The sequence below is a fragment of the Streptomyces sp. NPDC046349 genome (assembly GCF_055587885.1).
This window is the reverse complement of sequence record NZ_JBVJFK010000015.1, coordinates 44,870-68,792: the sequence shown is the minus strand read 5'-3', so window position 1 is coordinate 68,792 and position 23,923 is coordinate 44,870. Positions and strand designations below refer to the sequence as shown.

24 protein-coding genes and 1 pseudogene are annotated in these 23,923 nt (G+C 72.3%); 10 read left to right on the top strand and 15 right to left on the bottom strand.

Annotated elements, in window-relative coordinates:
• Positions 1 to 4: 4 nt before the first annotated feature.
• On the bottom strand, positions 5 to 2,194 hold the full coding sequence (gene katG, locus ACZ6JS_RS30650) for a catalase/peroxidase HPI (RefSeq protein ID WP_469302762.1): 2,190 nt from the start codon (positions 2,192 to 2,194) through the stop codon (positions 5 to 7).
• Between the two features lie 313 nt (positions 2,195 to 2,507).
• On the opposite strand from katG, the gene ACZ6JS_RS30645 reads away from it, so the two are divergent.
• A complete protein-coding gene (locus tag ACZ6JS_RS30645; protein WP_469302940.1) occupies positions 2,508 to 2,936 on the top strand; it encodes a Fur family transcriptional regulator in 429 nt (142 codons plus the stop codon).
• Positions 2,937 to 2,999: 63 nt separating this feature from the next.
• Here ACZ6JS_RS30645 and ACZ6JS_RS30640 read toward each other — a convergent pair whose 3' ends face one another.
• Positions 3,000 to 3,221 (bottom strand): hypothetical protein, encoded by a 222-nt coding sequence (locus tag ACZ6JS_RS30640; protein WP_030842774.1) that lies wholly within the window; start codon positions 3,219 to 3,221, stop codon positions 3,000 to 3,002.
• A 271-nt stretch (positions 3,222 to 3,492) separates the two neighbouring features.
• Here ACZ6JS_RS30640 and ACZ6JS_RS30635 point away from each other — a divergent pair, with 271 nt between their 5' ends.
• Together ACZ6JS_RS30635 and ACZ6JS_RS30630 are read left to right on the top strand one after the other, a co-directional pair.
• The gene (locus ACZ6JS_RS30635) at positions 3,493 to 4,248 is read left to right on the top strand and encodes a crotonase/enoyl-CoA hydratase family protein (RefSeq protein ID WP_469302939.1); all 756 of its coding nucleotides are present in this window, start codon (positions 3,493 to 3,495) and stop codon (positions 4,246 to 4,248) included.
• A 52-nt stretch (positions 4,249 to 4,300) separates the two neighbouring features.
• The gene (locus ACZ6JS_RS30630) at positions 4,301 to 4,900 is read left to right on the top strand and encodes a 2'-5' RNA ligase family protein (RefSeq protein ID WP_469302760.1); all 600 of its coding nucleotides are present in this window, start codon (positions 4,301 to 4,303) and stop codon (positions 4,898 to 4,900) included.
• Positions 4,901 to 4,916: 16 nt separating this feature from the next.
• On the opposite strand, the gene ACZ6JS_RS30625 is transcribed toward ACZ6JS_RS30630, so the two are convergent.
• Positions 4,917 to 5,825: a LysR family transcriptional regulator gene (locus ACZ6JS_RS30625; RefSeq protein ID WP_469302758.1), complete on the bottom strand. Its 909-nt coding sequence runs from the start codon at positions 5,823 to 5,825 to the stop codon at positions 4,917 to 4,919.
• A 71-nt stretch (positions 5,826 to 5,896) separates the two neighbouring features.
• Between ACZ6JS_RS30625 and ACZ6JS_RS30620 the strand changes: the two genes are divergently transcribed.
• Complete coding sequence (locus ACZ6JS_RS30620; protein ID WP_469302757.1) at positions 5,897 to 6,550, top strand: maleylpyruvate isomerase family mycothiol-dependent enzyme; 654 nt, start codon at positions 5,897 to 5,899, stop codon at positions 6,548 to 6,550.
• A gap of 205 nt (positions 6,551 to 6,755) precedes the next feature.
• Here ACZ6JS_RS30620 and ACZ6JS_RS30615 read toward each other — a convergent pair whose 3' ends face one another.
• The 3 genes from ACZ6JS_RS30615 to ACZ6JS_RS30605 all read right to left on the bottom strand — a co-directional run bounded on the left by ACZ6JS_RS30615 (position 6,756) and on the right by ACZ6JS_RS30605 (position 7,823).
• Positions 6,756 to 6,950, bottom strand: a complete 195-nt coding sequence (locus tag ACZ6JS_RS30615; protein WP_469302755.1) for an antitoxin — start codon at positions 6,948 to 6,950, stop codon at positions 6,756 to 6,758.
• Positions 6,951 to 7,055: 105 nt separating this feature from the next.
• On the bottom strand, positions 7,056 to 7,373 hold the full coding sequence (locus tag ACZ6JS_RS30610) for an SCO4225 family membrane protein (protein ID WP_469302754.1): 318 nt from the start codon (positions 7,371 to 7,373) through the stop codon (positions 7,056 to 7,058).
• Between the two features lie 114 nt (positions 7,374 to 7,487).
• Positions 7,488 to 7,823 carry a hypothetical protein gene (locus tag ACZ6JS_RS30605; RefSeq protein ID WP_469302752.1) on the bottom strand — a complete coding sequence of 112 codons (336 nt, stop codon included), beginning with the start codon at positions 7,821 to 7,823 and terminating at the stop codon, positions 7,488 to 7,490.
• Between ACZ6JS_RS30605 and ACZ6JS_RS30600 the strand changes: the two genes are divergently transcribed.
• On the top strand, positions 7,822 to 8,058 hold the full coding sequence (locus ACZ6JS_RS30600; RefSeq protein ID WP_136228390.1) for a hypothetical protein: 237 nt from the start codon (positions 7,822 to 7,824) through the stop codon (positions 8,056 to 8,058). The two genes, ACZ6JS_RS30605 and ACZ6JS_RS30600, sit on opposite strands and share 2 nt — an antisense overlap.
• 157 nt (positions 8,059 to 8,215) lie before the next feature.
• Here ACZ6JS_RS30600 and ACZ6JS_RS30595 read toward each other — a convergent pair whose 3' ends face one another.
• Together ACZ6JS_RS30595 and ACZ6JS_RS30590 are read right to left on the bottom strand one after the other, a co-directional pair.
• Positions 8,216 to 8,662 carry a C40 family peptidase gene (locus tag ACZ6JS_RS30595; protein WP_469302937.1) on the bottom strand — a complete coding sequence of 149 codons (447 nt, stop codon included), beginning with the start codon at positions 8,660 to 8,662 and terminating at the stop codon, positions 8,216 to 8,218.
• A gap of 86 nt (positions 8,663 to 8,748) precedes the next feature.
• Positions 8,749 to 9,006 carry a hypothetical protein gene (locus tag ACZ6JS_RS30590; RefSeq protein WP_469302751.1) on the bottom strand — a complete coding sequence of 86 codons (258 nt, stop codon included), beginning with the start codon at positions 9,004 to 9,006 and terminating at the stop codon, positions 8,749 to 8,751.
• Here ACZ6JS_RS30590 and ACZ6JS_RS30585 point away from each other — a divergent pair.
• The gene (locus tag ACZ6JS_RS30585) at positions 8,996 to 10,333 is read left to right on the top strand and encodes an MFS transporter (protein ID WP_469302749.1); all 1,338 of its coding nucleotides are present in this window, start codon (positions 8,996 to 8,998) and stop codon (positions 10,331 to 10,333) included. The genes ACZ6JS_RS30590 and ACZ6JS_RS30585 overlap by 11 nt on opposite strands.
• Positions 10,330 to 11,541, top strand: coding sequence for an anhydro-N-acetylmuramic acid kinase (locus tag ACZ6JS_RS30580; protein WP_469302748.1), 1,212 nt, complete (start codon positions 10,330 to 10,332; stop codon positions 11,539 to 11,541). Before ACZ6JS_RS30585 ends, ACZ6JS_RS30580 begins: the two co-directional genes overlap by 4 nt.
• A gap of 487 nt (positions 11,542 to 12,028) precedes the next feature.
• Here ACZ6JS_RS30580 and ACZ6JS_RS30575 read toward each other — a convergent pair whose 3' ends face one another.
• Positions 12,029 to 12,529: a hemerythrin domain-containing protein gene (locus tag ACZ6JS_RS30575; protein WP_469302746.1), complete on the bottom strand. Its 501-nt coding sequence runs from the start codon at positions 12,527 to 12,529 to the stop codon at positions 12,029 to 12,031.
• Between the two features lie 381 nt (positions 12,530 to 12,910).
• Between ACZ6JS_RS30575 and ACZ6JS_RS30570 the strand changes: the two genes are divergently transcribed.
• Entirely contained in the window at positions 12,911 to 14,110 is a 1,200-nt protein-coding gene (locus tag ACZ6JS_RS30570) for a serine hydrolase domain-containing protein (protein WP_469302744.1), read from the top strand.
• 142 nt (positions 14,111 to 14,252) lie between these two features.
• Positions 14,253 to 15,812 carry a glutamate synthase subunit beta gene (locus tag ACZ6JS_RS30565; protein WP_469302742.1) on the top strand — a complete coding sequence of 520 codons (1,560 nt, stop codon included), beginning with the start codon at positions 14,253 to 14,255 and terminating at the stop codon, positions 15,810 to 15,812.
• An 84-nt stretch (positions 15,813 to 15,896) separates the two neighbouring features.
• Here the strand turns inward: ACZ6JS_RS30565 and gap are convergent, their stop codons facing one another.
• Both gap and ACZ6JS_RS30555 read right to left on the bottom strand, forming a co-directional pair.
• The gene (gene gap, locus ACZ6JS_RS30560; RefSeq protein ID WP_469302740.1) at positions 15,897 to 16,895 is read right to left on the bottom strand and encodes a type I glyceraldehyde-3-phosphate dehydrogenase; all 999 of its coding nucleotides are present in this window, start codon (positions 16,893 to 16,895) and stop codon (positions 15,897 to 15,899) included.
• A 127-nt stretch (positions 16,896 to 17,022) separates the two neighbouring features.
• Entirely contained in the window at positions 17,023 to 17,979 is a 957-nt protein-coding gene (locus ACZ6JS_RS30555) for a GlxA family transcriptional regulator (protein ID WP_469302738.1), read from the bottom strand.
• A 106-nt stretch (positions 17,980 to 18,085) separates the two neighbouring features.
• On the opposite strand from ACZ6JS_RS30555, the pseudogene ACZ6JS_RS30550 reads away from it, so the two are divergent.
• A pseudogene (locus ACZ6JS_RS30550) lies at positions 18,086 to 19,319 on the top strand (FAD-dependent oxidoreductase).
• 78 nt (positions 19,320 to 19,397) lie between these two features.
• Here the strand turns inward: ACZ6JS_RS30550 and ACZ6JS_RS30545 are convergent.
• The 4 genes from ACZ6JS_RS30545 to ACZ6JS_RS30530 form a co-directional block, all read right to left on the bottom strand.
• Positions 19,398 to 21,122: an acyl-CoA dehydrogenase family protein gene (locus ACZ6JS_RS30545; protein ID WP_469302736.1), complete on the bottom strand. Its 1,725-nt coding sequence runs from the start codon at positions 21,120 to 21,122 to the stop codon at positions 19,398 to 19,400.
• 86 nt (positions 21,123 to 21,208) lie between these two features.
• The gene (locus ACZ6JS_RS30540; RefSeq protein WP_469302734.1) at positions 21,209 to 21,787 is read right to left on the bottom strand and encodes a PadR family transcriptional regulator; all 579 of its coding nucleotides are present in this window, start codon (positions 21,785 to 21,787) and stop codon (positions 21,209 to 21,211) included.
• A 194-nt stretch (positions 21,788 to 21,981) separates the two neighbouring features.
• Positions 21,982 to 23,355 carry a carotenoid oxygenase family protein gene (locus tag ACZ6JS_RS30535; protein ID WP_469302733.1) on the bottom strand — a complete coding sequence of 458 codons (1,374 nt, stop codon included), beginning with the start codon at positions 23,353 to 23,355 and terminating at the stop codon, positions 21,982 to 21,984.
• A 70-nt stretch (positions 23,356 to 23,425) separates the two neighbouring features.
• A complete protein-coding gene (locus ACZ6JS_RS30530; protein ID WP_469302731.1) occupies positions 23,426 to 23,905 on the bottom strand; it encodes an SRPBCC family protein in 480 nt (159 codons plus the stop codon).
• Between the last annotated feature and the right edge of the window lie 18 nt (positions 23,906 to 23,923).

The following is a 23,923-nucleotide window of genomic DNA, read 5'->3' as shown; positions in this document are numbered from 1 at the left end:
CGCGTCAGACGAGGTCGAACCGGTCGAGGTTCATCACCTTGTCCCAGGCCGCCACGAAGTCGCGGACGAACTTCTCCCGCGCGTCCTTGGACGCGTAGACCTCCGAGATGGCCCGGAGCTGGGAGTTGGAACCGAAGACGAGGTCCACGGCGGTCGCGGTCCACCGGGGCTCGCCCTCGCCACCGGCCCGTCCCTCGAAGACGTTCTCGTCGGTCGCCGACGCCTTCCACTGCGTGCCCATGTCCAGCAGGTTGACGAAGAAGTCGTTCGTCAGGGTCTCCGGCCGGTCGGTGAACACGCCGTGCCGGGACTGCCGGAAGCCCGTGTTCAGGGCCCGCATACCGCCGATCAGCACCGTCATCTCGGGCGCCGTCAGGTCCAGCATGCTCGCGCGGTCCAGCAGCAGGGTCTCCGGCGACAGCTTCTCGCCCGCCGGGAGGTAGTTGCGGAACCCGTCGGCCCGCGGCTCGAGCACGGCGAACGCCTCCACGTCGGTCTGCTCCTGCGTGGCGTCCGTGCGTCCGGGCGAGAACGGGACGGAGATGTCGAACCCGGCGTTCCTCGCGGCCTGCTCGATCGCCGCGCAGCCGCCCAGGACGATCAGGTCGGCCAGCGAAACCTTGGTTCCGCCGTCCTGCGAGGCGTTGAAGTCCCGCTGGATCCCCTCCAGGGCCCGCACCACCTGGGCCACCTCGGGCAGGTCGTTGACCTCCCAGTCCTTCTGCGGGGCGAGCCGGATCCGGGCGCCGTTCGCGCCGCCGCGCTTGTCGGTGTTGCGGAAGCTGGCAGCCGACGCCCAGGCCGTGGCGACCAGTTGGGACACGGACAGCCCGGAGGCGAGGATCCGGCCCTTGAGGGCGGCCACGTCCCCGGCCGAGACCAGCTCGTGGTCGACCGCCGGAACGGGGTCCTGCCACAGCTGCGGTTCGGGGATCCACGGGCCGAGGTACCGCGAGATGGGCCCCATGTCGCGGTGCAGCAGCTTGTACCAGGCCTTGGCGAAGGCCTCCGCAAGCTTGTCCGGGTTCTCGTGGAACCTCTTCGAGATCGGCGCGTAGACGGGATCCAGCTTCAGCGCGAGGTCCGTCGTCAGCATCATCGGGGCGTGCCGCTTCGCCGGATCGTGCGCGTCCGGCACCGTGCCCTGGGCCGCGGGATCCTTGGGGGTCCACTGCTGCGCCCCGGCCGGGCTCGTCGTCAACTCCCAGTCATACCCGAACAGGTTGTCCAGATAGCCGTTGTCCCACTTCGTCGGCTCGGTCGTCCACGCGCCCTCGAGCCCGCTGGTGATCGTGTCGACGCCCCTGCCGCTGCCGTAGGAGTTGTGCCAGCCGAGGCCCTGCTGCTCGAGCGGGCTGGCCTCCGGTTCCGGACCGACGTACTCGGGGTCGACCGCGCCGTGGCACTTGCCGAAGGTGTGGCCGCCGACGATGAGCGCGACCGTCTCCTCGTCGTTCATCGCCATGCGCGCGAACGTCTCGCGAATGTCCCTGGCGGCGGCGATCGGGTCCGGATTTCCGTTGGGGCCCTCGGGATTGACGTAGATCAGCCCCATCTGCACGGCGCCGAAAGGACCGGTGAGTTCCCGATCACCGCTGTAGCGCTCGTCTCCGAGCCATGTGTCCTCGGGCCCCCAGAAGACTTCCTCGGGTTCCCAGATGTCCTCCCGCCCGAAGCCGAATCCGAAAGTCTTGAACCCCATCGACTCCATTGCGCAGTTGCCTGCGAACACCAGCAGGTCGGCCCAGGAGATCTTCCGGCCGTACTTCTGCTTGACCGGCCAGAGCAGACGTCGCGCCTTGTCCAGACTCGCGTTGTCCGGCCAGCTGTTGAGGGGGGCGAAGCGCTGCGCGCCGGAACCGCCGCCGCCGCGGCCGTCGGCGATGCGGTAGGTACCCGCGGCGTGCCAGCTCATGCGGATGAAGAGCGGCCCGTAGTGGCCGTAGTCGGCAGGCCACCAGTCCTGCGACGTGGTCATCACCTCGAAGACGTCCCGCTTCAGCGCGTCGACGTCCAGGCTCGCGAACTCTTCCGCGTAGTTGAAGTCCTCGCCCATCGGATTGGCCTGGGGCGGGTTCTGGTGGAGAACCTGAAGGTCCAGCTGATTCGGCCACCAGTCCCGGTTCGTCCTGGGACGAGTGGGCTCGGGCGTCGGGGAGGGGATTGCGGGGTTCTCGCTTTCGCTGCCGGACACGTCCGTCCTTCTTCCTGTCTCGGTGCTTCCATCGGCTGACTGCTCGCTCTTGACAGCGTCCGTATGGTCGCGCACCGCGGACCGCGCGGCTGAGAGAACACGCAGGGCGCGCCCGCCCAACCGGCATTCCCGATCCCCGCCCCCCGGACGGAAGGACGAGAAAAGGGGAGATCGTATGATCATCGTTATCGCTTCGCCGGTATGAATGCCCCGGCGGCCATTTCCCGCCGGGTAATCTGTAGCTCGCTTTTCGGGCCCGTGGCAGAGCCCGCCGAAGTCCTTGTGTCCCGCCGATCCTGAACTGGTGAGCCGAATGAGTGACCTGCTGGAGCGGCTGCGGGGGCGCGGCTGGCGCATGACGTCCCAGCGGCGCGTCGTCGCGGAGGTCCTCGACGGCGAGCACGTGCACCTGACCGCCGACGAGGTGCACGCCCGCGCGGCCGGACGCCTGCCGGAGATCTCCCGGGCCAGCGTCTACAACACGCTGGGCGAGCTGGTCGCCCTGGGTGAGGTCGCCGAGCTCTCCGCGCACGGACGGGCGAAACGCTACGACCCCAACGCGCACCGCCCGCACCAGCACCTGGTGTGCTCCGGCTGTGGACTCATCCGCGACGTCCACCCGACCGGTGATCCGCTGGCCGGCCTCCCCGCGCAGGAGCGTTTCGGCTTCACGGTGTCCGCGGTCGAGGTCGTCTACCGCGGGCTGTGCCCCTCCTGCACGGCCGGCCCGCCGCGCACCTGATCCCGCGAGCACACCGGGCGGCCGCGGGAAGGCCCCGGCCGTCGGCCGGACGATCCCGACGGGCTACCACTCGGGGTGGACGTCGTGGCTGTCGTAGCGGTCTCCGGCGACCGTGATCCACGGCCGGAAACGGCCCGGCCCGGTGCCGTCGTGGGCGTAGGTGACCGGCTCACGGGTGTCGTCCGTGACGATCACGGCCCCGGCCCGCTGGGCACTGCGCAGGGCATGCGTCCAGTGGCGGCCGCGGTGGCCGGTGCGGTAGTCGGGGATCTTGCACTGGGACATCTCGGCTCTCACCGCCCAGGTCTCGTCCGTGGGATCGCGACAGGGCGTATACCCCGGTTCGGCCTGGTCCGAACGTGGTTGTACGGGCCGGCGGCGGTCCTGTGGCGCGGCCCCCTCTCGTGCTCCGGCCGTGACTGCTCCAGAGTGGTCCTCCGCACCTTCCGCGTATCCGCACACACCACTCGACCCGTGGAGATCCGCCGTGGCCACGACCTCCGAACCGTCAGGTACGACGCCCGCCGCCCCGCCCGCGGAACCGGCCTCCGTCCGGATCGAACGGGACGGGCCCGTCACGACGGTGATCCTCTGCCGCCCGGGCGTCCGCAACGCGGTCGACGGCCCGACGGCGGCACGGCTCGCCGACGCCTTCCGCGCGTTCGAAGCGGACGACGACGCGTCCGTGGCCGTGCTGTGGGGCGAGGGCGGTACCTTCTGCGCCGGCGCGGACCTCAAGGCCGTGGGGACCGGTCGCGGCAACCGGGTGCGGGCCGAGGGTGACGGTCCCATGGGGCCCACGCGGATGGACCTGACCAAGCCGGTGATCGCCGCGATCAGCGGTCACGCGGTGGCCGGCGGCCTCGAACTGGCCCTGTGGTGTGATCTGCGGGTGGCCGAGGAGGACGCGACCCTCGGTGTGTTCTGCCGCCGCTGGGGCGTGCCCCTGATCGACGGCGGTACGGTGCGGCTGCCCCGCCTGATCGGCGAGAGCCGCGCCATGGACCTCATCCTCACCGGCCGTCCCGTGACCGCCGCCGAGGCGCACGCGATCGGACTGGTCAACCGCCTGGTACCGCCCGGCGATGCCCGCCGCGCGGCGGAACGCCTCGCGCACACGATCGCCGGGTTCCCGCAGCTGTGCCTGCGGCACGACCGGCTCTCCGTACGGGAACAGCACGGACTGGGCGAGCGCGAGGCGCTGGCCGCCGAGTACCGACACGGCCTGGTTCCGCTCACCGCGGGTGAGACCCAGGCGGGCGCCGACCGTTTCGCGGCAGGAGCCGGCCGCCACGGGGCCTTCACCGGCTGAGGGCGACGGCGGCAGCCCCGGCCCCGGTACGGTGCCGGGGCATCATGGTCCTGTGAACGTGTCCCCGGCCTCCGGCGGTGCACGAGGCGTCCCGGGCTTCCTCACGGTGGCCCCCACCCCCCGGACCGCCGTCGTGTGGCTTCCTCCGGACGGGCTGTGGCCTGCGATCCAGAGCATCCGGTCCGAGCACGACCCCCAGGTCGGCCGCTGGCCCCCGCACGTGAACCTGGTCTTCGGCTTCGTCCCGGAAGCCGATTTCGACCGGGCAGCCCCGCTGTTGGCCGCCGCGGCGACCGGCATCCGGCCCTTCGACATCAGGCTCAGCGGGGTGCGCGCGTTCCGGCACCGTGCCTGCGCCACCGTATGGCTGGACCCCGCCGCTGCCGGCCTCGCCCCGTGGACGGCGCTCCAGGAGAGCCTGGCGGAGCCGTTCCCGGCATGCCGCGGCCGGTTCCCGTCGTTCACGCCTCACCTCTCGCTCGGGCGCACCCGCGACCCGCGGAGCCTGATCGCGGAGTGTGCGGCCCGCCTGGGCAGCATGCCGGCACGGGTCGACGAGGTCGTGCTGCTCTCCCGCCGCGGTGACGAGCCGATGCGGCCCCGTGCCGTGATCGGCCTGGGCACCGGGGCGACCGCATGGCCGGCCCGGTGATCCCGCGCCGCTGCCGTCAGGGGTCGGGCAGCGCGCCGTCCAGGCGGTCCAGCAGGGCCCGGGCCGCAGGGCTGGTGGGCCCGGTGGCCGGCCAGGCGAGGACGATACGGGCACGCAGGCCCGTGCCCGCGAGGCGCAGGGCGTGCAGTCCACCACCCGCCTCGGCCCCCTCCTCCCCGAGCGGCAGTACGGCGACGCCCAGACCGCGGGCGGCGAGCTGCGCGAGGACCTGCGGCGACGCCGCCTCGAAGGCGACCCGGGGCCGGAACCCCGCGCGGGCGCAGGCCCGTTCGAGTGCGGCCCGTACGCCCGTTCCGCGCGGCAGGCAGATCAGCGGGCGGTCGCGCAGCTCGGCCAGGGTGACCGTGGTGCGGCCGACCGGATCGAGCAGCGGGTCCCCGGGCGCGACGGCGGCACCGAGCGGAGTGTCGATCACCGTGCGGGAGGAGAGGCCCGGCGCAGGCTCCTCCGACGTGGGTCCCAGGAGGGCGATGTCGATCTCCCCGGCGAGGAGCGCGGCCTGCATCCGCTCCGAGGTGTCCTCGGTCAGTGCGATCTCCAGGGCGGGATGGGAAGCGTGGAATTCGGCGAGGAACGCGGCCACGTCGAAGGCGTGACCGGTGGCGCCGGAGACCAGCCCGAGCGTGACCTTGCCGCGCAGCAGCCCGGTGTGCTCGTCCACGGTCTGCCGTACAGCATCCGCGGCGGCCAGCGCGGCCCGCGCGTACGGCAGCACGGCCCGGCCCACCTCGGTCGGCGTCACCGACCGGCCGGACCGGTCGAGCAGGGGCTGTCCGAGTTCCTTCTCCAACTGGCGTATCTGTGCGCTGAGTCCGGGCTGTGCCAGATGCAGCCGGGCGGCGGCCCGGGTGAAACCGCCCTCGTCGACGACGGCGACGAGATAGCGCAGCTGGCGGAGTTCCATAACCAGTGATTCTAGAACGCAGCACATCAATCTATTGGAGGTATGGATCCGGCGGCGTCAGGCTGGACCGCATGGCGAACACGACTTCTCATACAGGGCGGAAGGCCGCGCTCAAGGCCATGATCGCGGCGGAGCGGCAGGAGTTGGCCGATCTGCTCGACGGCCTGCGGGAGGACCAGTGGGACGAGCCCAGCCTCTGCGCGGGCTGGAGGGTCCGTCACGTCGCGGCCCACATGTCGACGGGGTTCCGGCTCTCCCTGCCCGCGACCCTGGGGCAGCTGGCAAGGGCCCGCGGGAACCTGCACCGCATGACCGACCGGGTCGCACGCAGGGACGCGGCCGCCCATGCCCCGGCCGAGCTCGCCGCGTTCCTACGAGACGGCGCACATCATCCGTGGACACCGCCGGTCGGCGGGCTCGCGGCCGCCCTCGGCCACGATGTCGTCCACGGACTGGACATCACGGTCGCCCTCGGCCTCGACCGGCGCGTCCCCGAGGACCGGTTGCGCGTGCTGCTCGCGGGCGTCCGGCCCGGCGGACTTCGGTTCTTCGGCGTCGACGTCGACGGCGTACAGCTGCGCGCCGAGGACCTGGACTGGTCCTACGGTTCCGGATCCCCCGTCCGAGGCGCGGCCCAGGACCTCCTCCTGCTCGCCCACGGCCGCAGGCTGCCGTCCGGCAGGCTCCGCGGTCGACCGAGCCACCGCTTCACCGCGACCGCGTGACCGTGCGCCGCGGCATCCTCCAGCCGGCGGACAGCCTCTGCACCGCGCGGACGTCGCCCCGCGGGTGCCGCTTCGCACGCAGCCCGGCGTCAAGGGCGCCGGGCCCGACCCGCGCGGTGGTCAGCGTGGTCAGCCCGGCGCGCACGAGACCAGACCGGGCCGGCGCAGTGACGGCCGGCACCGGCTGGTGTCGCGCACGGGGGAGTCAGGCCTGGGGCGGGGGCGGGTTTCCCCGGTCGCGGCGCAACTGCTCCTTGAGCTTGTCCTGGGCGGTGTCGACCTGGTTGCTGTACTTGTTCTGGGTCCTGCCGTCGACGTAGTCGCCGGCCCTGTCGATGCCCTGTTCGGCATGGCTCTCGTGGCCGCGCAGCATCTGCTTGAGCTTGTCCATCATCGACACGACGGTCTCCTTTTCGTCCGTCCCCCACGGCAAGGGTTCCCGATGATCGAACAGGTCGCATCCCCGAGCCCGTGACCTGTGGGGATGCCGTCCGCGCCGTAGCGGTCAAAGGCCGGTACGGGATGCCCCCCGGCGGACGGCCCGCACGACCAGGCCCAGCAGCCAGGCCTGGAAGACGTACGAGAACGCCAGGATGCCCCATATGCTCGCGTCGGTCTGAGCCCACGCCCCCAGCGCATTGACCAGCGAGAGCAGCAGGGCCCCGGTGGGGGCGGCCAGCATCAGGGCGAACAGCCCCGCCATGTGATCGCCCCCGTCACCGGCGCCTATCAGCAGCAGGAATGCGGCCGAGCCGAGGTAGGCCTGCGACAGCCGGTTGCCGAAGGCGGTACCGACGAAGGTACGCACCGGTCCAGAACGCATGGGACTCCTCGTGATGCCGGGTGGGTCGGCCGTGGGGCCTTGGTGATCACCATCGTGGCGCCGTCCCGCCGGCCGCGTCAGAGCGGACGTACTCAGTCCGTGTACTCAGATCCCCTACACGGCGAGCCGGCGGACATGCCGGGTGAACACGGCCTGCTCGAAGCGGCCCGCCGTCAGGTCGTCCGGCGGAACGCCGCTCGGCAGGCTCACACGGACGACGAGGCCGCCGAACGGGTACTGCTGGCGCAGACCGACACCGACGGCGCGGCGGACATGCTGGGGGGCGACGTCGGCACCGGTCCGGGCGAGGGCGCCGTGCGCGCTCTCCCGCTCCCCAGGTTCCTGCCGGGGCCCGGCGCGGCCGTAGAACGCCCGAGGGACGCCATTGCCGGTGTCCGACGCGCTGCCAATCGACGGGACAGGGGGTCCGGCATGGAACGATCTCCGCATGACAGAGAGCATGAGCCCGTACATGTCCTCGCCGCGGGTCACCGTCCTGGGGGTGCAGCCCGGCGATCCGCCTTTCCGGATCGTCGAGATCGACGGGGAGATGGTCCGCATGGCGACATCCATGACCGATGTGATCCTGGCTGCCGCGGATGCGGGGATCACCATCCACGACCTCGACGATCCGGATGCCGTCCGCTGGGTCGGCGGCGGCAAGCTCACCTGGCGGCTGCACTAGGGAAGCCGTGCCGGGCGGCTGCGCGGTGCCGTCGCCCGCTTCCGGATCACGCGTGCCACCGAGAAGGGATCGGTGACCCGGGTTCGGCCGACGTGCACGCGCACGCAGGGCTGCCACCACCGGTCCGGCGGTGAGCGCGAGCGCGGATGCTTGCTGATCAGGTGGCGCGTCCGTAGCGGACCGCTTCGCTCCAGATGCGCTCCAGACGCACTGTCGTGCCGGGACGGGGAGCGTGCCAGATCCTGTTGTCGCCGGCGTAGATGCCGACGTGGCCCATGGTCGCTCCGCGGGGGAAGAAGACCAGGTCACCGGCCGTGCGATCGGCCTTGGGGATGTGTCGGGTGTGCTCGTACTGCTGCTCGGCCGTGCGCGGAAGGCGTTTGCCGGCCTTCTTGAAGGCGTAGAGGGTGAGCCCGGAGCAGTCGAAGCGTTTTGGGCCTGTGGCGCCGTAAGCGTACGGCGAGCCCTGTTTGGAGGCCGCCACCGCGACGGCCTTCTCGCCGTACGAGGGTGCTGCGTGAGCCGGATCCGTAGGGCCGGCCAGGGCGCCGGCCGCGAGGAGCAGTATGAAGAAGACGGCACGCACCCGGGGGCAACAGCACATCGGAGAAGTGCCCTTGAGGGCCTTTCGGAAGTCGGTCCTGGAGCAGGACATCGTGACACCTCCGCAATCGGTTGGCAGGCGACAATTCAGATCAGCGGCCTGGTCCTGTTCTCGGTGGCAGTCGTCTTGGCTCTGACGGCGGACCAGTTTTCCCGGACGTCCCGTTCCGGCCACATCGGACACGATGTGATTTGTCCCGATTTTGCGTTCGATTCGAGATGATAGGGATGGATGATCTTCATATTGGGCGACGCGACGGCGGTGCCGCCGCCGTTGTGCTGAATCACGATGCCGTCAGGCATCGGCCCGCCGCGGAACGGGCACGCAGCACGCGTGACCACCACCGACCTGCTCCGGGCGCCGCCGCCCCACGCCGCCTCCCGCCGGGCGCTGCTCGCCGGGTCGGCCGGCAATTTCGTCGAGTGGTACGAGTTCGGCGTCTACGGCTGCTTCGCCACCGTCATCGCGGCCAACTTCTTCACCCCGCACGCGGGCACGGGCGCGGGAGTTCAGGGCGGCGCCGAAGCGCTGGTCGCCACGTACGCCTCGTTCGCCCTCGCCTTCTTCTTCCGCCCCGTCGGCGCCCTCCTGTTCGGACGTATCGGCGACCGGTTCGGCCGCCGCACCACCCTCGTCCTCGTCATCGGCCTCATGACGCTCGCCACCACGCTGATCGGCCTCCTGCCCACGCGCGCCGACATCGGCGCCGCGGCCCCCTGGCTGCTCACGTTCCTGCGGGCGCTCCAAGGGCTCTCCGCGGGCGGTGAGTTCGGCGGCGCGGTGTCCCTGATGGCGGAGTACGCGCCGCCCGGCCGCCGCGGTCTCTACGGCGCATGGCAGTCCTTCACCGTCGCCCTCGGCCTGCTGGCCGGAGCCGCCACGGCCGCCGTTCTGGCGACGGTCCTGCCCGTCGAGGCACTGTACGCATGGGGGTGGCGGATCCCGTTCCTGCTGGCCCTGCCCCTGGGGGCCGTTGCGCTGTGGCTGCGTACGGCGCTGGAGGAACCGCCGGTCGCGGCCCCCGTCCCGGACAGGGCCGCGGCCGGCGCGACGGACCCGGCCGGGACAACCGGCTTACGGGAGCAGGCCCGTGCCGTCGTCCTCGGCATCGGGCGGATCATGGGCTGGTCGGCGGCCGGATACACCTTGCTCGTCGTGCTGCCGTCCCATCTCCAGTCCGCGCTGGGGGCGTCGTTCCGGGAGGCCCTGCTGGCCGCCACCCTGGTCAACCTGGGCTTCGCCGCGTCGATCCTGCCCGCAGGACTGCTCAGCGACCGCATCGGGCGGCGCCCCGTCATGCTCGCCGGTGCGCTCGGGGTGGCCGTACTCGCCATCCCCCTCCTGTACCTGCTCCAGTCGCCCGGCGCGTCCACGCAGGCCAGGATCGCGGCCGTGGCGGCGGCGGGCGCGCTGGTCGGCCTGCTCGCCGGACCAGGACCGGCCATGCTCGCCGAGATGTTCCCAAGGCGAGTCCGCTGCACCGGACTCGGGCTCTCCTACGCCCTCGCCAACGCCGTCTTCTCCGGCTGTGCCGGGCTCTTCATCACCGCACTCACCGCACGGACCGCAAACACGGCGGTCCCCGCCCATTACGCCGCCGCGGCCTGCGCCCTCAGCGTGCCGGCCCTGCTGACCCTGCGCGGAAGCGACCACCGGGAGCCGCTGCGATGAGGGTGATCGGCCTGATGTCCGGGACCTCGTGCGACGCCGTGGACGCCGCCGCCTGCGACCTCGGGCAGCGGTCCGGGGAGGACGGCGCACTGCACCTCACCCCGCTGGGCATGGTCAGCGAACCATACCCCGACCCCTTGCGGGCCGAACTCGCCGAGGCCCTGCCGCCGGCCCGTACCACGCTCGCCGACGTGTGCCGGCTCGACACCCGCATCGGTCAGGCGTTCGGGCGGCTCGCCATCCGGGCCGACCGTGAACTGTGCGCAGGAAGGGCCGAGTTGGTCGCCTCGCACGGGCAGACCGTGTACCACTGGACGGCGGACGGACAGGTCCACGGCACCCTGCAGCTCGGCGAGCCGGCTTGGATCGCCGAGGCCACCGGCCGCCCGGTCGTCTCCGGCTTCCGGCCGCGCGACGTCGCGGCCGGCGGGCAGGGCGCACCCCTGGTCAGCCTGATCGACCTGATGCTGCTGCGCGGCCGCCCCGGCGTACCGGCCGCCCTGAACATCGGCGGGATCGCCAACGTCACCGTCGTGCCCGGGCACGCGGACCCGGTGGCCTTCGACACCGGCCCGGGCAACGCGCTGATCGACGCCGCGGTACGCGAACTCAGCGGCGGGCGCCTCGCGTACGACGAGGACGGTGCGATCGCGGCCTCCGGACACGTGCACGAGGGCCTGCTGCGCCGCCTGCTCACCGAGCCCTACTACCGGCTGCCCGCGCCGCGGACGACCGGCAAGGAACTCTTCCACGAGGGGTATCTCCGCTCCTGGCTCGCGGATTTCGGGCAGATCCCGCCCCAGGACCTGGTCGCCACGCTCACACGCCTCACCGCCCGGACCGTCGCCGACGCGCTGCGACCCCTGGGTGCCACCGAGGTCTTCGCCTCCGGAGGCGGTGTGCGCAACCCGACGCTCACGGCGATGCTGCGTGCCGAGCTGACCGGAACACCTCTGCGAACCTCGGAGGAACTCGGCCTGCCGGCTGCGGCCAAGGAGGCGTACGCCTTCGCCGTGCTCGGATACCTCACCCTGCACGGGCTCCCGGGCAACGCCCCCGGTTGCACCGGCGCCGCGGGTCCCCGCGTGCTGGGGTCGATCACCCCGGGCCGCCGCCCACTCCTGCTGCCCGCCCCGCCGGCGGTCTCGCCGCGCTCCCTCTCCGTGCGGGCGAACGATGCCGCCGTGCGGTCGTGCGCGCTCCGATAGGGCCCCCACGCCGGGCCCCAGACCGCCTCGCCGAACTCGTGCCGCCCGTGGCCGGAGCGGTCATGGCCGGGCCCGCGGCACTCCGCCGGCCGGATCCGCTCCACGGGACACCGGCTCCGCCCTCGCGGACCCGGCGCCTTCGCCACGCACTGCGGGCAGGGGCTCCTCGACCGGTCGGCGGACTGCGCCGTGTCGCCGCCGAGCGCGGCGGCGCGACCACACTTCCGGCCGCCCTCGTCCCCTCCGCCCGCCGGCCGGGGCGGCGCCGCCGACGGCGCCGCCCGGCTGCGCGCGCATCGCCCCGGCGGAGTGACCACCCGTGCGCATCCCCGTCAGCTCCACCGCCGTGTCGATCGGCGCGGAAGACCTGTCTGACCGGGAGACCGCTCGAACTCGTCACCTACGGCGCCCTGTTCGCTCAGCTCCCCGGCGCCGGCGCCTCGCCCTCCGGCACCCCGTCGGATGGCGCGTACCCGGCCCCTCGGCCCTACTTGCCCACGATCTTGCGGACGTTTTCGATGCTGCCGCAGTCCGATGCGAGCTGCTTCTCCCGCTCCTCCAGGAAGGCGGCCCCCAGCTCGGCCCGGCGCTCGTCGGGGACGTTCTCCCGGGCGCCGTTGAGGATGGTCCGCTCCTCCTCATCCAGATGGTGCGTGACCGCCTTGACCAGGTCTTCCAGGCGCTCGTCCCACTCCTCGGAGCCGACGTCGTCCACCTCCAGGAGCTTGAGCAACGCCTCGTTGCCCTCGGTGTGCTCCTCCTCGCCGTGCTCCACCTCGTCGTCGTCGATGCCCCTGAAGCGTTTGAGCGCCCCGTAGACCTTGGCCTCCTCGGCCTCGCCGTGCGCGATGAGCAGCGCGGAGAACTCGTCCCGCGCGGCCCTACGGTCGGCCTCGACGCTCCGCATCCGGCGGAACAGCTCCTCCATCGTCCGGTGGTCCTTGAGGATCACCGCGACCACGTCCTGCTCCTCGACTGCGCCCGCCATACGACATGCCTCCTCGATCGGGGTACCCGTCACCACGCGCTTGCTCGCTCGCCGGGGCCTGAAACCTCCCGCCCGGTGCGGGCGGGGGAAGCCCGCGGGCACCGGGCAGGAGGAGGGGGAAGAGGAAGCGCACCGGTGTCGGCGGCCGAGCACCGTGCGCGACACGGGGTCGCCGAGCAGCCGCGCCGACTGCACGAGCGCGATCAGGAGCAGGACGGACCGTGACCGCTCCCACGGAGCTGTCGAAGCGCACCGCCGAGATGTCGATCAGGGCCGGACGGGCCACGGCACGCCCGCGCGCGGCCGTGTCGGCGCCGCGGGCGCCGAGCCCCCTGCCATCGTGGGCCACCGCGCTTCGTGTCTCCCTCTGGAGGTTCCGCCGTGTCCCCACGCCCGTACGGCCACGCCCGCCGGATCCGCCCGTCGCTGCGCCTGGCCGCCGCCACCGCCGTGTGCGGCGCCCTGCTCGGCGCCTCCGTACTGCCCGCTCAGGCGGCGGCGGACCGCAACCCGCCCCCGGACCGGGGAGCCGCCCTCCGCCAGGAACTCCGCGAACTGGTCGAGCGCCCCGACGGGCCCCCCGGGGTCATCGCCGTCCTGAGCGACGGGGATCGCAAGGAGGTCTATCGCGCCGGCGTGGCCGACGTGGAGAGCGGCAGGCCGCCGAGCGCGACCGACCACATGCGGATCGCCAGCGTCGCCAAGGCCTTCAGCGGAGCGGTGGCCCTGAGCCTCGTCGACAGCGGCCGGCTGCACCTGGACGCCACGATCGGCGAGGTGCTGCCCGACCAGCCGGACCAGTGGCACGAGGTGACACTGCGCCAGCTCCTCAACCACACCAGCGGACTGCCCGACTACTCGGCCTCCCAGGGGTTCATCGACATCGTCTCCGAGAACCCCCGCCACCACTTCGACTCCCGGCACCTGCTGGACTTCGTCGCCGACGAGGACCTCGAATTCGAGCCGGGCAGCCGATACCAGTACTCCAACTCCGACAACATCGCCGTCGCCCTGATGGCCGAGGCCGCCACCGGACGCCGCTACGAGACGCTGCTGCGCGAGCTGGTGTACCGGCCGCTCGGCCTGACCGCGACCACCCTGCCCCAGGGATACCGGCTCCCCGACCCCTTCCTCCACGGCTACCAGATCGACCCGCAGGCCGGACCCGTGGACGTCAGCGAGGCCGTGAGCGCCTCGGGAGCCTGGGCGGCAGGCGGCATCGTCTCGACGCCCAAGGACCTGACCGCCTTCATCCGGGGCTACGCCGGCGGCGCCCTCGTCTCGGAACGCACCCGCCGCGAGCAGTTCCGGTTCCTCCCCGGCGCCCTGTCCCAGCCCCCGGGCCCCGGACGCACCGACGCCGGCCTGGCCATCTACCGCTACACCACCCGCTGCGGCACCGTGTACGGCCACACCGGCAACACGCCCGGATACACGCAGCTCGCGGCCGCCACGGCGGACGGAAAGCGCTCGCTGACCTTCTCGATCACCACCCAGACGTCCCTGACCAACAACCCCGAGCTGCTCGCGCGGGTCCGCCAGATCCAGGAGGACTTCGTCTGCGCCCTGCTGCGCGGATGACCGCAGCCGGCGCGCAGGGCCGGCCCTGCGCGCCGGCGACACGGGCGGCGTAACCTGGTCGGACCGCCACTGAAAAGCGCGCGCCGGGACCGCGGTGCGCCCCCGTACACCCCCCGCCGCGAACGATCCAGGGAGGCGGCGAGTGACCGATCCGTTCGGCTTCCTCAGGATTCCCCGCGAGCCCGTCCCCGCCCGGCCCGTCGAGGAACGGCTCGGCGACTGGCGCGAGGTCCACGCCGGCCAGGCCCTGCTCCCGCTCGTCTCCCGGCAGGCCGACCGATGCATGGACTGCGGCATCCCGTTCTGCCACACCGGCTGCCCCCTCGGGAACCTCATACCCGAGTGGAACGCCTACGCCGCCCATGCCGACTGGCGGGCCGCCTACGAGCGGCTGCACGCGACCGACAACTTCCCCGAGGCCACCGGACGGCTCTGCCCGGCCCCCTGCGAGGACGCCTGCGTCCTCACGATCAACGCCGAACCGGTGACCATCAGGAACGTCGAGCAGGCCATCGTGGACGAAGGGCTGCGCCGCGGCTACATGGTGCCGAGCCCGCCGGAGCGGCACAGCGGCAAGGCCGTGGCCGTCATCGGCTCCGGTCCGGCCGGCCTGGCCGCCGCCCAGCAGCTGACCCGGGCCGGACACGCGGTCACGGTCCACGAGCGGGCCGACCGGATCGGCGGCCTGCTGCGCTACGGCATACCCGAGTTCAAGATGGAGAAGGCACACCTGGACCGCCGCATCGAACAGATGCGGGCCGAGGGCACGGTGTTCGTCACGGGGCACGATGTGGGCGGCGCGGCCCCCACGGGCGATGCGGACACCGACACCGACACCGACACCGACACCGACACCGACGCCGCCGCGCTGCGACGCCGGTGCGACGCCGTCGTCGTCGCGATCGGAGCCGGCGAGCGCAGGGAACTGCCGGTCCCCGGCCGCGAGCTCCACGGCATCCACCAGGCCATGGAGTACCTGACCTGCGCCAACCGGGTACGCGAGGGCGACTGGTCCGCTTCGCCCATCACCGCCGAAGGCAGGCACGTGGTCATCGTCGGAGGCGGCGACACCGGCTCCGACTGCATGGGGACGGCCCTGCGGCAGGGCGCGATCTCCGTCGTCCAGCTCGACATCAACCCGGAGCCCGGCCCGGACCGCACCGACGACGAACCCTGGCCGGTGTACCCGAGGACGTACCGGATCTCCCACGCCCACGACGAGGCCCGCGGGCGAGAGGGCCGCGACCCCCGGCTGTTCGCCTGCGCCACCCTGCGTTTCGAGGGCGACCCCTCGGGCCGGGTACGGGCCCTGCACCTGACCGCCGTGGAACCGGTGGGCCGCAGACCCCTGGCGGGCACGGAGCGGATTGTACCGGCCGGGCTGGTCCTGCTCGCCCTCGGCTTCCGCGGCCCCGAGCGGGCGGGCGGCCTGCGCGAGCAGCTGGGCCTGGAGTACGACGAGCGCGGCAACTACGCGCGGGACGCCGGCTTCGCCGCGAGCGGCGGGCGGGCACCGGGGGTGTTCGTCGCGGGCGACGCGGGCCGCGGGCAGTCGCTCGTGGTGTGGGCCATCGCCGAAGGCCGGGCGGCGGCCGCCGCCGTGGACCGCTACCTCACCGGCTCCACGTCCCTGCCGGCCCCGGTCGCGGCCCACGACCGACCGATGACGGCCCTGGGCCGCATGCGCTACGGGGACTTCTGAGAACGGGCACTTCTGAAAACGGCACGCTCCGGCCGGCCCGTGGGGCCGGCCGGAGCGCGGGTCACTGACGGCGGGGGCGGCTGCTCAGCCCGCGGCCAGGAGCGTGAGGGTGTCGATCACGCGGTTCGAGAAGCCCCACTCGTTGTCGTACCAGGCGACGACCTTGACGTGGCGGCCCTCGACGCGGGTGAGTTCCGAGTCGAAGATCGACGAGTGGGGGTTGCCGGTGATGTCGGACGACACCAGCGGGTCCTCCGAGTACTCCAGCACGCCGGCCAGCGGGCCCTCGGCCGCGGCGCGGTACGCCTCGAGGATCTCCTCGCGCGTCACCTCGCGGGCGACGGTCGTGTTGAGCTCCACGATGGAGCCCACCGGGACCGGCACGCGGATGGAGTCGCCCGACAGCTTGCCGTCGAGCTGCGGCAGCACCAGGCCGATCGCCTTCGCGGCGCCCGTCGAGGTCGGGACGATGTTGACACCGGCGGCGCGGGCGCGGCGGGGGTCACGGTGCGGACCGTCCTGCAGGTTCTGCTCCTGCGTGTAGGCGTGCACCGTCGTCATGAAGCCGTGCTCGATGCCCGCGAGCTCGTCGAGGACTGCGGCCAGCGGGGCGAGCGCGTTGGTCGTGCACGACGCGTTCGAGACGATGGTGTGCACGGCCGGGTCGTAGGCGTCGGTGTTGACGCCGTACGCCAGCGTGACGTCGGCACCGTCCGAGGGCGCGCTGACCAGTACCTTCTTCGCCCCCGCCTTGAGGTGGGCGCGAGCGGCCTCGGCCGAGGTGAAGCGGCCGGTGGCCTCCAGCACGATCTCGACGCCGAGCTCGGCCCACGGCAGCTGCTCCGGCTCCCGCTCCGCGAGCACCGTGATGCGGCGGCCGTCGACCACCAGGGCGTTCCCGTCGACGGTCACCGGGCGGCCGAGCCGGCCCGAGGTGCTGTCGTACGCCAGCAGCCGTGCGAGGGCCTTCGGCTCGGTGAGGTCGTTGACGGCGACGACCTCGAGGTCGCTGTCGCGTTCGAGCAGCGCGCGCAGCACGTTGCGTCCGATGCGGCCGAATCCGTTGATGGCGATGCGAGTCATGAGCGAGTCCCTTTCGTTCGCCATCAGGTTCGCCGCCCGCGCCCGCCCACGACAGCGGCGTGATCGCCACTGTTCAAAAGGATCTCGCCAAGAAGGGTGGCGAGATCCTCACGAGCCCCTCACCGGCCTATTCGCCCTTCGTGAAGGTGCGCCGGTACTCGGTCGGAGTGGTGCCCAGGATCCGCTGGAAGTGCAACCGAAGGTTCGCGCCCGTACCCAGCCCGACGTCTGCGGCGATCTGCTCGACGCCGCGCTGGGAACGTTCGAGCAGTTCACGGGCCACGTCGACGCGGGCGCGCATGACCCACTGCATCGGCGTGTAGCCGGTGTCCTCCGCGAACCGCCGCGAGAACGTACGGGGAGACACCCCGGCGTGCCGGGCGAGGGACTCCAGCGTGAGCGGCTCGCCGAGCCGGATCAGCGCCCATTCCCGCGTGGCGGCGAACCGCTCACCCAGCGGCTCGGGCACGCTGCGTGGCACGTACTGCGCCTGGCCGCCGCTGCGGTAGGGGGCGGCGACCAGGCGCCGCGCCGCGTGGTTGGACGCGGCCACACCGAGGTCGCTGCGCAGGATGTGCAGGCACAGGTCGATACCGGAAGCGGCGCCCGCCGAGGTGAGGACGCTGCCCTCGTCGACGAACAGGACGTTCTCGTCGACCCGGACCAGCGGGTGCTTGGCGGTGAGCGCCCGAGTGTAGTGCCAGTGCGTCGTGGCGCGCTTTCCGTCCAGTAGGCCCGTCGCGGCGAGCGCGAACGCTCCCGTCGAGATGGCGGCGAGCCGCGCTCCCCGCCCGTGGGCGGCGATCAGAGCGTCGAGGACCGGTCGCGGGGGGTCCTCACGGTCCGGGAAGCGGTAGCCGGGGACGAAGACGATGTCGGCCCACGCCAGCGCGTCCAGCCCATGCGTCACGTGGTACGACAGGCCGTCACCGCCGGCCACGAGCCCGGGCGCCGCACCGCACACCCGCACCTCGTAGGGCATGCTCGCGCGGGTCGTGAAGACCTGCGCCGGGATGCCGACGTCGAGCGGCTTCGCGCCTTCGAGGACGAGGACGGCGACGCGGTGGAGAGGAGAGGCTGGCACGGGGTCGAGCCTACGCGTGACCGGGGAGTGTCTCGCCGGGGCCGTCGCCGCCGGTGCGGTATGACGTCCAGGGGATCGCCCGATCTCCGCGAAGGGAGTGGTTGCCGTGGAGCGAACGACCTGCTGCGTGGTGGGGGGCGGCCCGGCCGGGATGGTACTGGCGCTGCTGCTGGCCCGCGCCGGGGTGGAAGTGACGGTGCTGGAGAAAACACGGGGACTTCCTGCGCGACTTCCGCGGCGACACCGTGCACCCCACCACCCTGTCGCTGCTGGACGACATCGGCCTCGGCGAACGCTTCGCCCGGCTGCCGCAGCGACGCGTCACCACCGTGCAGCTGCCCATCGGGCCGGACCGGGCCCTGGTCACCGTCGGGAACATCGGGGCCCTGCACGGTCCGTACAACTACATCGCGATGGTGCCCCAGTGGGACCTCCTCGACCTCCTCGCCGACGAAGCGGGCCGGGAACCCTCCTTCCACCTGCGCATGGACACCGAGGCGACCGGCTTCCTCATCGAGGGCGGACGGGTGCGCGGCGTGCACCACCGCACCGCGGACGGCGCCACCGGTGAACTCAGGGCCACCCTGACCGTCGCCTGCGACGGCCGCGGCTCACTGGCCAGGACGCTGCCCGAACTCGGCCTGGAGCACTTCCCGTGCCCCATGGACGCCTGGTGGTTTCGCCTGCCGCGCCACGAGGGCGACCCCAGCGGGCTCGTCGGCGGCCTCGGCGACCGGTTCTTCACCGCGCTCATCGACCGCGGCGACTACTGGCAGTGCGCCGCGCTCATTCCCAAGGGAACCGACGCCGAGCGCCGCGCCGAGGGCCTGGAGCGGTTCATGACCCGCTTCGCGGAGGCCGCCCCGTGGCTGGCCGACCGCAGCCACGCCGTCACCTCCTGGGACGAGGTGAAACTGCTCGACGTACGGCTGGACCGCCTGCGCCGCTGGCACCGCCCCGGACTGCTGTGCATCGGCGACGCCGCACACGCCATGTCCCCCGTGGGCGGCATCGGCATCAACCTCGCCGTGCAGGACGCCGTCGCCGCGGCCCGCCTCCTCGTACGCCCGCTGCGCGAGGGCAGGGTCGGCCTGCACGATGTGCGCCGCGTCCAGTGCCGCCGCTGGCCCACCACCGTGGCGACCCAGGGCCTGCAGCGCCTGGCCCACACCCGGATCATCGAACCGCTCCTCGCCGGCCGCACCGCTTTCGGCAACCCCCGGCGCGCCCAGCGGATGACGGAACTCGTCACGGAGTCACCCTGGTTGAACCGCATCCCGGCCTACTTCGTCGCCTACGGCGCCCTCCGCGAGCGGCCCCCGACCGCATCCCTGCGCTGACCGGCGGCGTCCCGGCCCGTCGGGGCCCCGGCGGGCCGCACGGTGGTGCCGTACGGACCGCCGGGAGCTCGTGTGCGGCTACTGCGCCATCTCGTAGGCGCCGGAGAGGGCCTCGACACGGGCCCAGACGCGGGCCGCCCGGGCCTCGTCGACGACCGGACGGCGGACGGCGGCCAGGGCCCACGCCTGCTGCTCCGGCGTGCTGGAGTCCTTGCCGTGCAGTTCGACGGCGTGCTGCGAGAAGTCGCGCACGAGCACCGAGAACAGCTCGTCCAGCACGGATTCGTCCAGGTCCGTCAGGCGGGCCTGCTCCAGGATCAGCTGCCCGTGGACGACCAGTGCGAACAGCTGGCCCACCGACAGGAGGAAGTCGAGGTCGCGTCCCTGCGCCTCGTCGGGCGCGATGGTGGCCGCGAACTCGGCCAGCGCGTCCGCCTGCTCGCGGAAGCGGGCGACGTTCGGCACGGCGGCGTAGGCGTCGTACGCCGGGCGCCAGTCGTGGAAGCGTACGGAGCCCAGGCCGCGGGCGGGTCCCTGCCGGAACAGGAAGTCGTCGTCGGCCGCGTCGAGGCGCGTCGGGACGGGCGCGTACTCGGCCGGCTCCAGCAGGTGGTTGCGCATGAACTTGAGGATCAGCGCGAGGTTGACGTGGACCGTGCCCTCGAGCTTCGGCAGTCCGCGGATCTCGACGGCGGCCTGGGCGAAGTAGTTGTCCTTCTCGAAGCCCTTGGCGGCGATCACGTCCCACATCAGGTCGATGACCTTCTCCCCCTCCGTCGTGACCTTCATCTTGGTCATCGGGTTGAAGAGCAGGTAACGGCGGTCGTCGGGGCCGGCGGAACGGAAGTAGTCCACGGCGCGGTCGCTGAACAGCTTCATCCCGACGAGACGGACGTAGGCGTCGGCCAGTTCGCGGCGCACGTGCGGGAAGGCGGTGACGGGCCGGCCGTACAGGATCCGGTTGTGCGCGTGCGTGACGGCCTCGTACATCGCGTGCTCGCAGATGCCGATCGAGGCGGTGCAGAGGTTGAACTTGCCGACGTTGACGGTGTTGAGCGCGGCGTCGAATGCGGCACGCCCGGTGTGCAGGACGTCCTCGGCGGCCACCGGGTAGTCCTCCAGGCGGAACTCGCTGACGTACTTGGAGGAGTCGACGACGTTCTTCACGAGCCGGTACGCCGGGTGGCGGCTGTCGGCGGCGAAGAAGACGTACCCGTCAGGGCCCTCGACATCGGTGCGGCGGCCGAAGACGGAGACGAGCCCGGCGGCGTTGCCGTTGCCGATGTAGTACTTGGAGCCGGTGGCGCGGAAACCGCCGTCGCCGTCCGGCTCCAGCAGCATGTCGGTGGAGTAGATGTCGGCGCCATGGGTCTTCTCGGACAGGCCGAAGGCGAACACCTCGCCCTCCGAGAGGAGTTGTGCGGCACGCTCGCGGGCGGCGGCGTTGTCGCTCTGCCAGACCGGGCCGAGGCCGAGGATGGTGACCTGCCAGGCGTACCAGTAGTCGAGGCCGTAGAAGCCGAAGATCTCGTTGAGGGCCGCGATCCGTGCGGTGTCCCAGCGCTTGTCCGGCTCGTCCTCGCCTGCCGCGGAGGCCGGGGTCAGGAAGGTCGCGAAGAGCCCCTCCTTGGCGGAGAAGGCGAGGAAGTCGGCCAGCCAGGCACGGGTGCGGTAGTCCTCGATGATCCGCCGCTTGCCACGCGCCTCGAACCAGTCGACGGTGGCGCGCAGCAGCCTGCGCGTCTCCGCGTCGAAGTGGGCGGGGTCGTAGGTGTGGGGGTGGAACAGCAGAGGGTCGGACACGGCGGATCACCTTCCGAGGGGTCGGAGTCGGGGTTCGCGCGGATGCGCGGAGGGAGGAAGAGCGGGGGAGAGCGAGGTGCGGCCGGTCAGGCCCGGTCGGTCGCGTGCGGCGTGGTGCGGCCGAGCCGGTGGAGGGTGGCCAGGACGTCGTCGAGCCAGGCGATCGTCATCCGCTCCTGGGCGATGCCGCCGCGCAGTACGACGTGCTGGAGTTCCCGACCGGCGTCGAGCGGTGCGGGGGCGCTGGGCCCGGTGAAGTCGCGCAGCTCGCCGGCGAGATAGCGCGCGAGGCGGTCCCGGTGGGCCTGCTGGTGCCGTTCGACCTCGCGGATCAGGGACGCCGGGTCGTCGAAGGCCGCCCCGCGGATCTTCACGGCGAGGTCGTGCCGCAGGCTCTCCGGTTCGATCGGCTCGTGCAGCCACTTCGCGAGCGCGGCCCGGCCGGGGCCCGCGGCCGAATACTCCTTCTTGTCCGGGCGGCCCTGCTGCGGCACCGTACGGACGGCGAGCATGCCGTCGCTCTCCATGCGCTTGAGCACACGGTAGATCTGCTGGTGCGTGGCGGTCCAGAAGTAGCCGATCGACCGCTCGAACCGGCGGGCCAGCTCATAGCCGGAGCCAGGCTTCTCCAGCAGGGAGACGAGGATCGCGTGTTCGAGCGCCATGCCCCGATCCTGCTATGCAACTCGTTGCATAGACAAGCGGCGGCCCCCAGGTGAGACGCGGCTCACCCGGAGCGGGCTCCGGGTGGGGCGCAGGCGGGGGCCGGAGCGCCGCACGCCCCGAACGCGTCGTGTCGCGCGCTCGGGGCTTCGGGAGGGGACGCCGTCGGGAGGAGCCCGCAGGAAGGCGGTCCGGATCAGGCGGCGTCGGGGATCCAGGAGCCGTGGATCATCGCCGGGACCCGGCGCGGCAGGTGGATGGTCGCGACCGGGGGGAGGGTCAGGTCGGAGGCGTCCAGGACGAGCAGCTGCGAGGCGTTGGCCTTCAGGTCGCTGACCACGGTCAGCAGGTACCCGGCATCCTCCTGCGACGCGCCGGCGCCCTCGGCGGGCACGAACACGGCCTCGCTGGGGAGCCGGCCGGGGCCGAAGGGCAGCAGCTGCCGGGCGCCGGTGGCGCGGTCGTACTTGACGAGGGTGTGGGCGGCGATCCCCAGGTCGTCGGGGAAGGCCAGGGCGTACTGGTAGCGGTGCTCGAATCCGAGGAAGGCCTCGTTGATGGTCGGGAACTCCACGGTGAGGTCGTCGGTCAGCTCCTCCTTGACGGAGCCGGCCGCCAGGTCGACGGTCCAGCGGGTGCTGCGCGAACCGGAGTTGGGCTCGGCCCCGCGGTCCTCGGCCCCGACCCACCAGTTCCAGGAGCGCTGCCAGCCGTCTCGGCCCACGGTCGGGCCCTCGACGACGATCCGCCCGCACGGGTCCTCGTACGCGTTGGCGAAGTGCATGCCGTAGCCCTGCCCGATCTCGAACCAGCGGATCTCGCGGGCCCGGCCGCCCGCCCCCGCGGCGGTGCGTGGCATGACGCCGATCCGGGAGACCTGCTCGTCGTCCCAGCCGTACGGGATACCGGAGTGCTCGGCCGGGTCGAACGTCACCGAGCCCTCCAGGAACACCACGTAGTGCTCGGTGATCGCGAAGTCGTGCTTGAGCGCCGCGCTCGCGCCCGGCACCTCCTGGCTCTCCAGCACCTTCCCGTCGGCGGAGGCGACGTGGTGGATCAGATATGGCGGAAAGGGGGAGGAGGCGAAGAAGTGGAGCTCGCCGGTGACCGGGTCCTCCTTGGGATGGGCGGTCATTGCCGAGGTCAGCCTGCCGTTGAAGTCATAGGCGCCGACGGTTTCCAGATCCGCCGTCAGCTCGAAGGGAAGGGCCGCTTCGCTCAGCGCGAGGAGTCGGCCGGCGTGCTCGATGACGTGGGTGCCCGCCGTACTGGCGGTCAGGTCGGGGCCGTCCTCGGTCATGTAGGGGGCGCCGTCCAGGGCGGGGGTGTGGACCCAGCGGTTGCGGTACCACTCGGCGCGGCCCTCGCGGAGCCGGATGCCGTGGACCATGCCGCTGCCCTTGAACCAGTGGGTGGGTGTGATGCCGGGCTTGGGGTTGTGGCTGTTGCGGATGAGACGGCCGGTCAGCTCGGGCGGGAGGGTGCCCTCGACGATGAGGCCGGTGGCGGTGATCTCGTCGGTGACGGGGGTGTAGTGGCCGGTCAGGTAGGGCTTGGCGGTGCTGGTCATGGCGGTCTCCTCGACTCTCGGACGGTCGGGCGGAACGATCGGGAAGCGGTGCGTGGTGGGGCGGGGGCGATCAGTGCTGCTCGGCGGCGGCGCGTCCCCCGGCCTCGGCCTCGGCCTTCAGGGCGGCGAGCCAGGCGTCGAGCGACTGGCGCAGCACCTGTTCCATCTCCGCGCGCCGGGTGTCGACGGGCTCGCCGCTCCAGGACTCCTCGGTGCGCACCGTCACGGTGCCCGGCGCCGTCTCCTGGAACGTCCAGACGTGGATGCCGTCGATGCCGTGGGCCGGACCGCCCCAGACGATCCGCTCGCCCGGGACGACCTGGTGGACGGTGGAGGTGATGTCCAGGCCGTGGGTCAGCCAGCGGAAGACGGTCCCGGGAGCCAGCGGACCGGTGTACTCCACCCGGTCCACATCCGTGTTCCAGTCGGCCCAGGCGGCGATGTCGGTGTGCAGGTCCCAGACGGTGGCGAGCGGGGCGTGCACGACGGTCTCGATGCGGACGACGACCGGGGCTTCGGTGTCGACGGTGGTGGGGTGGTGTGCGGTCATGGGAGGTACTCCTCGGTG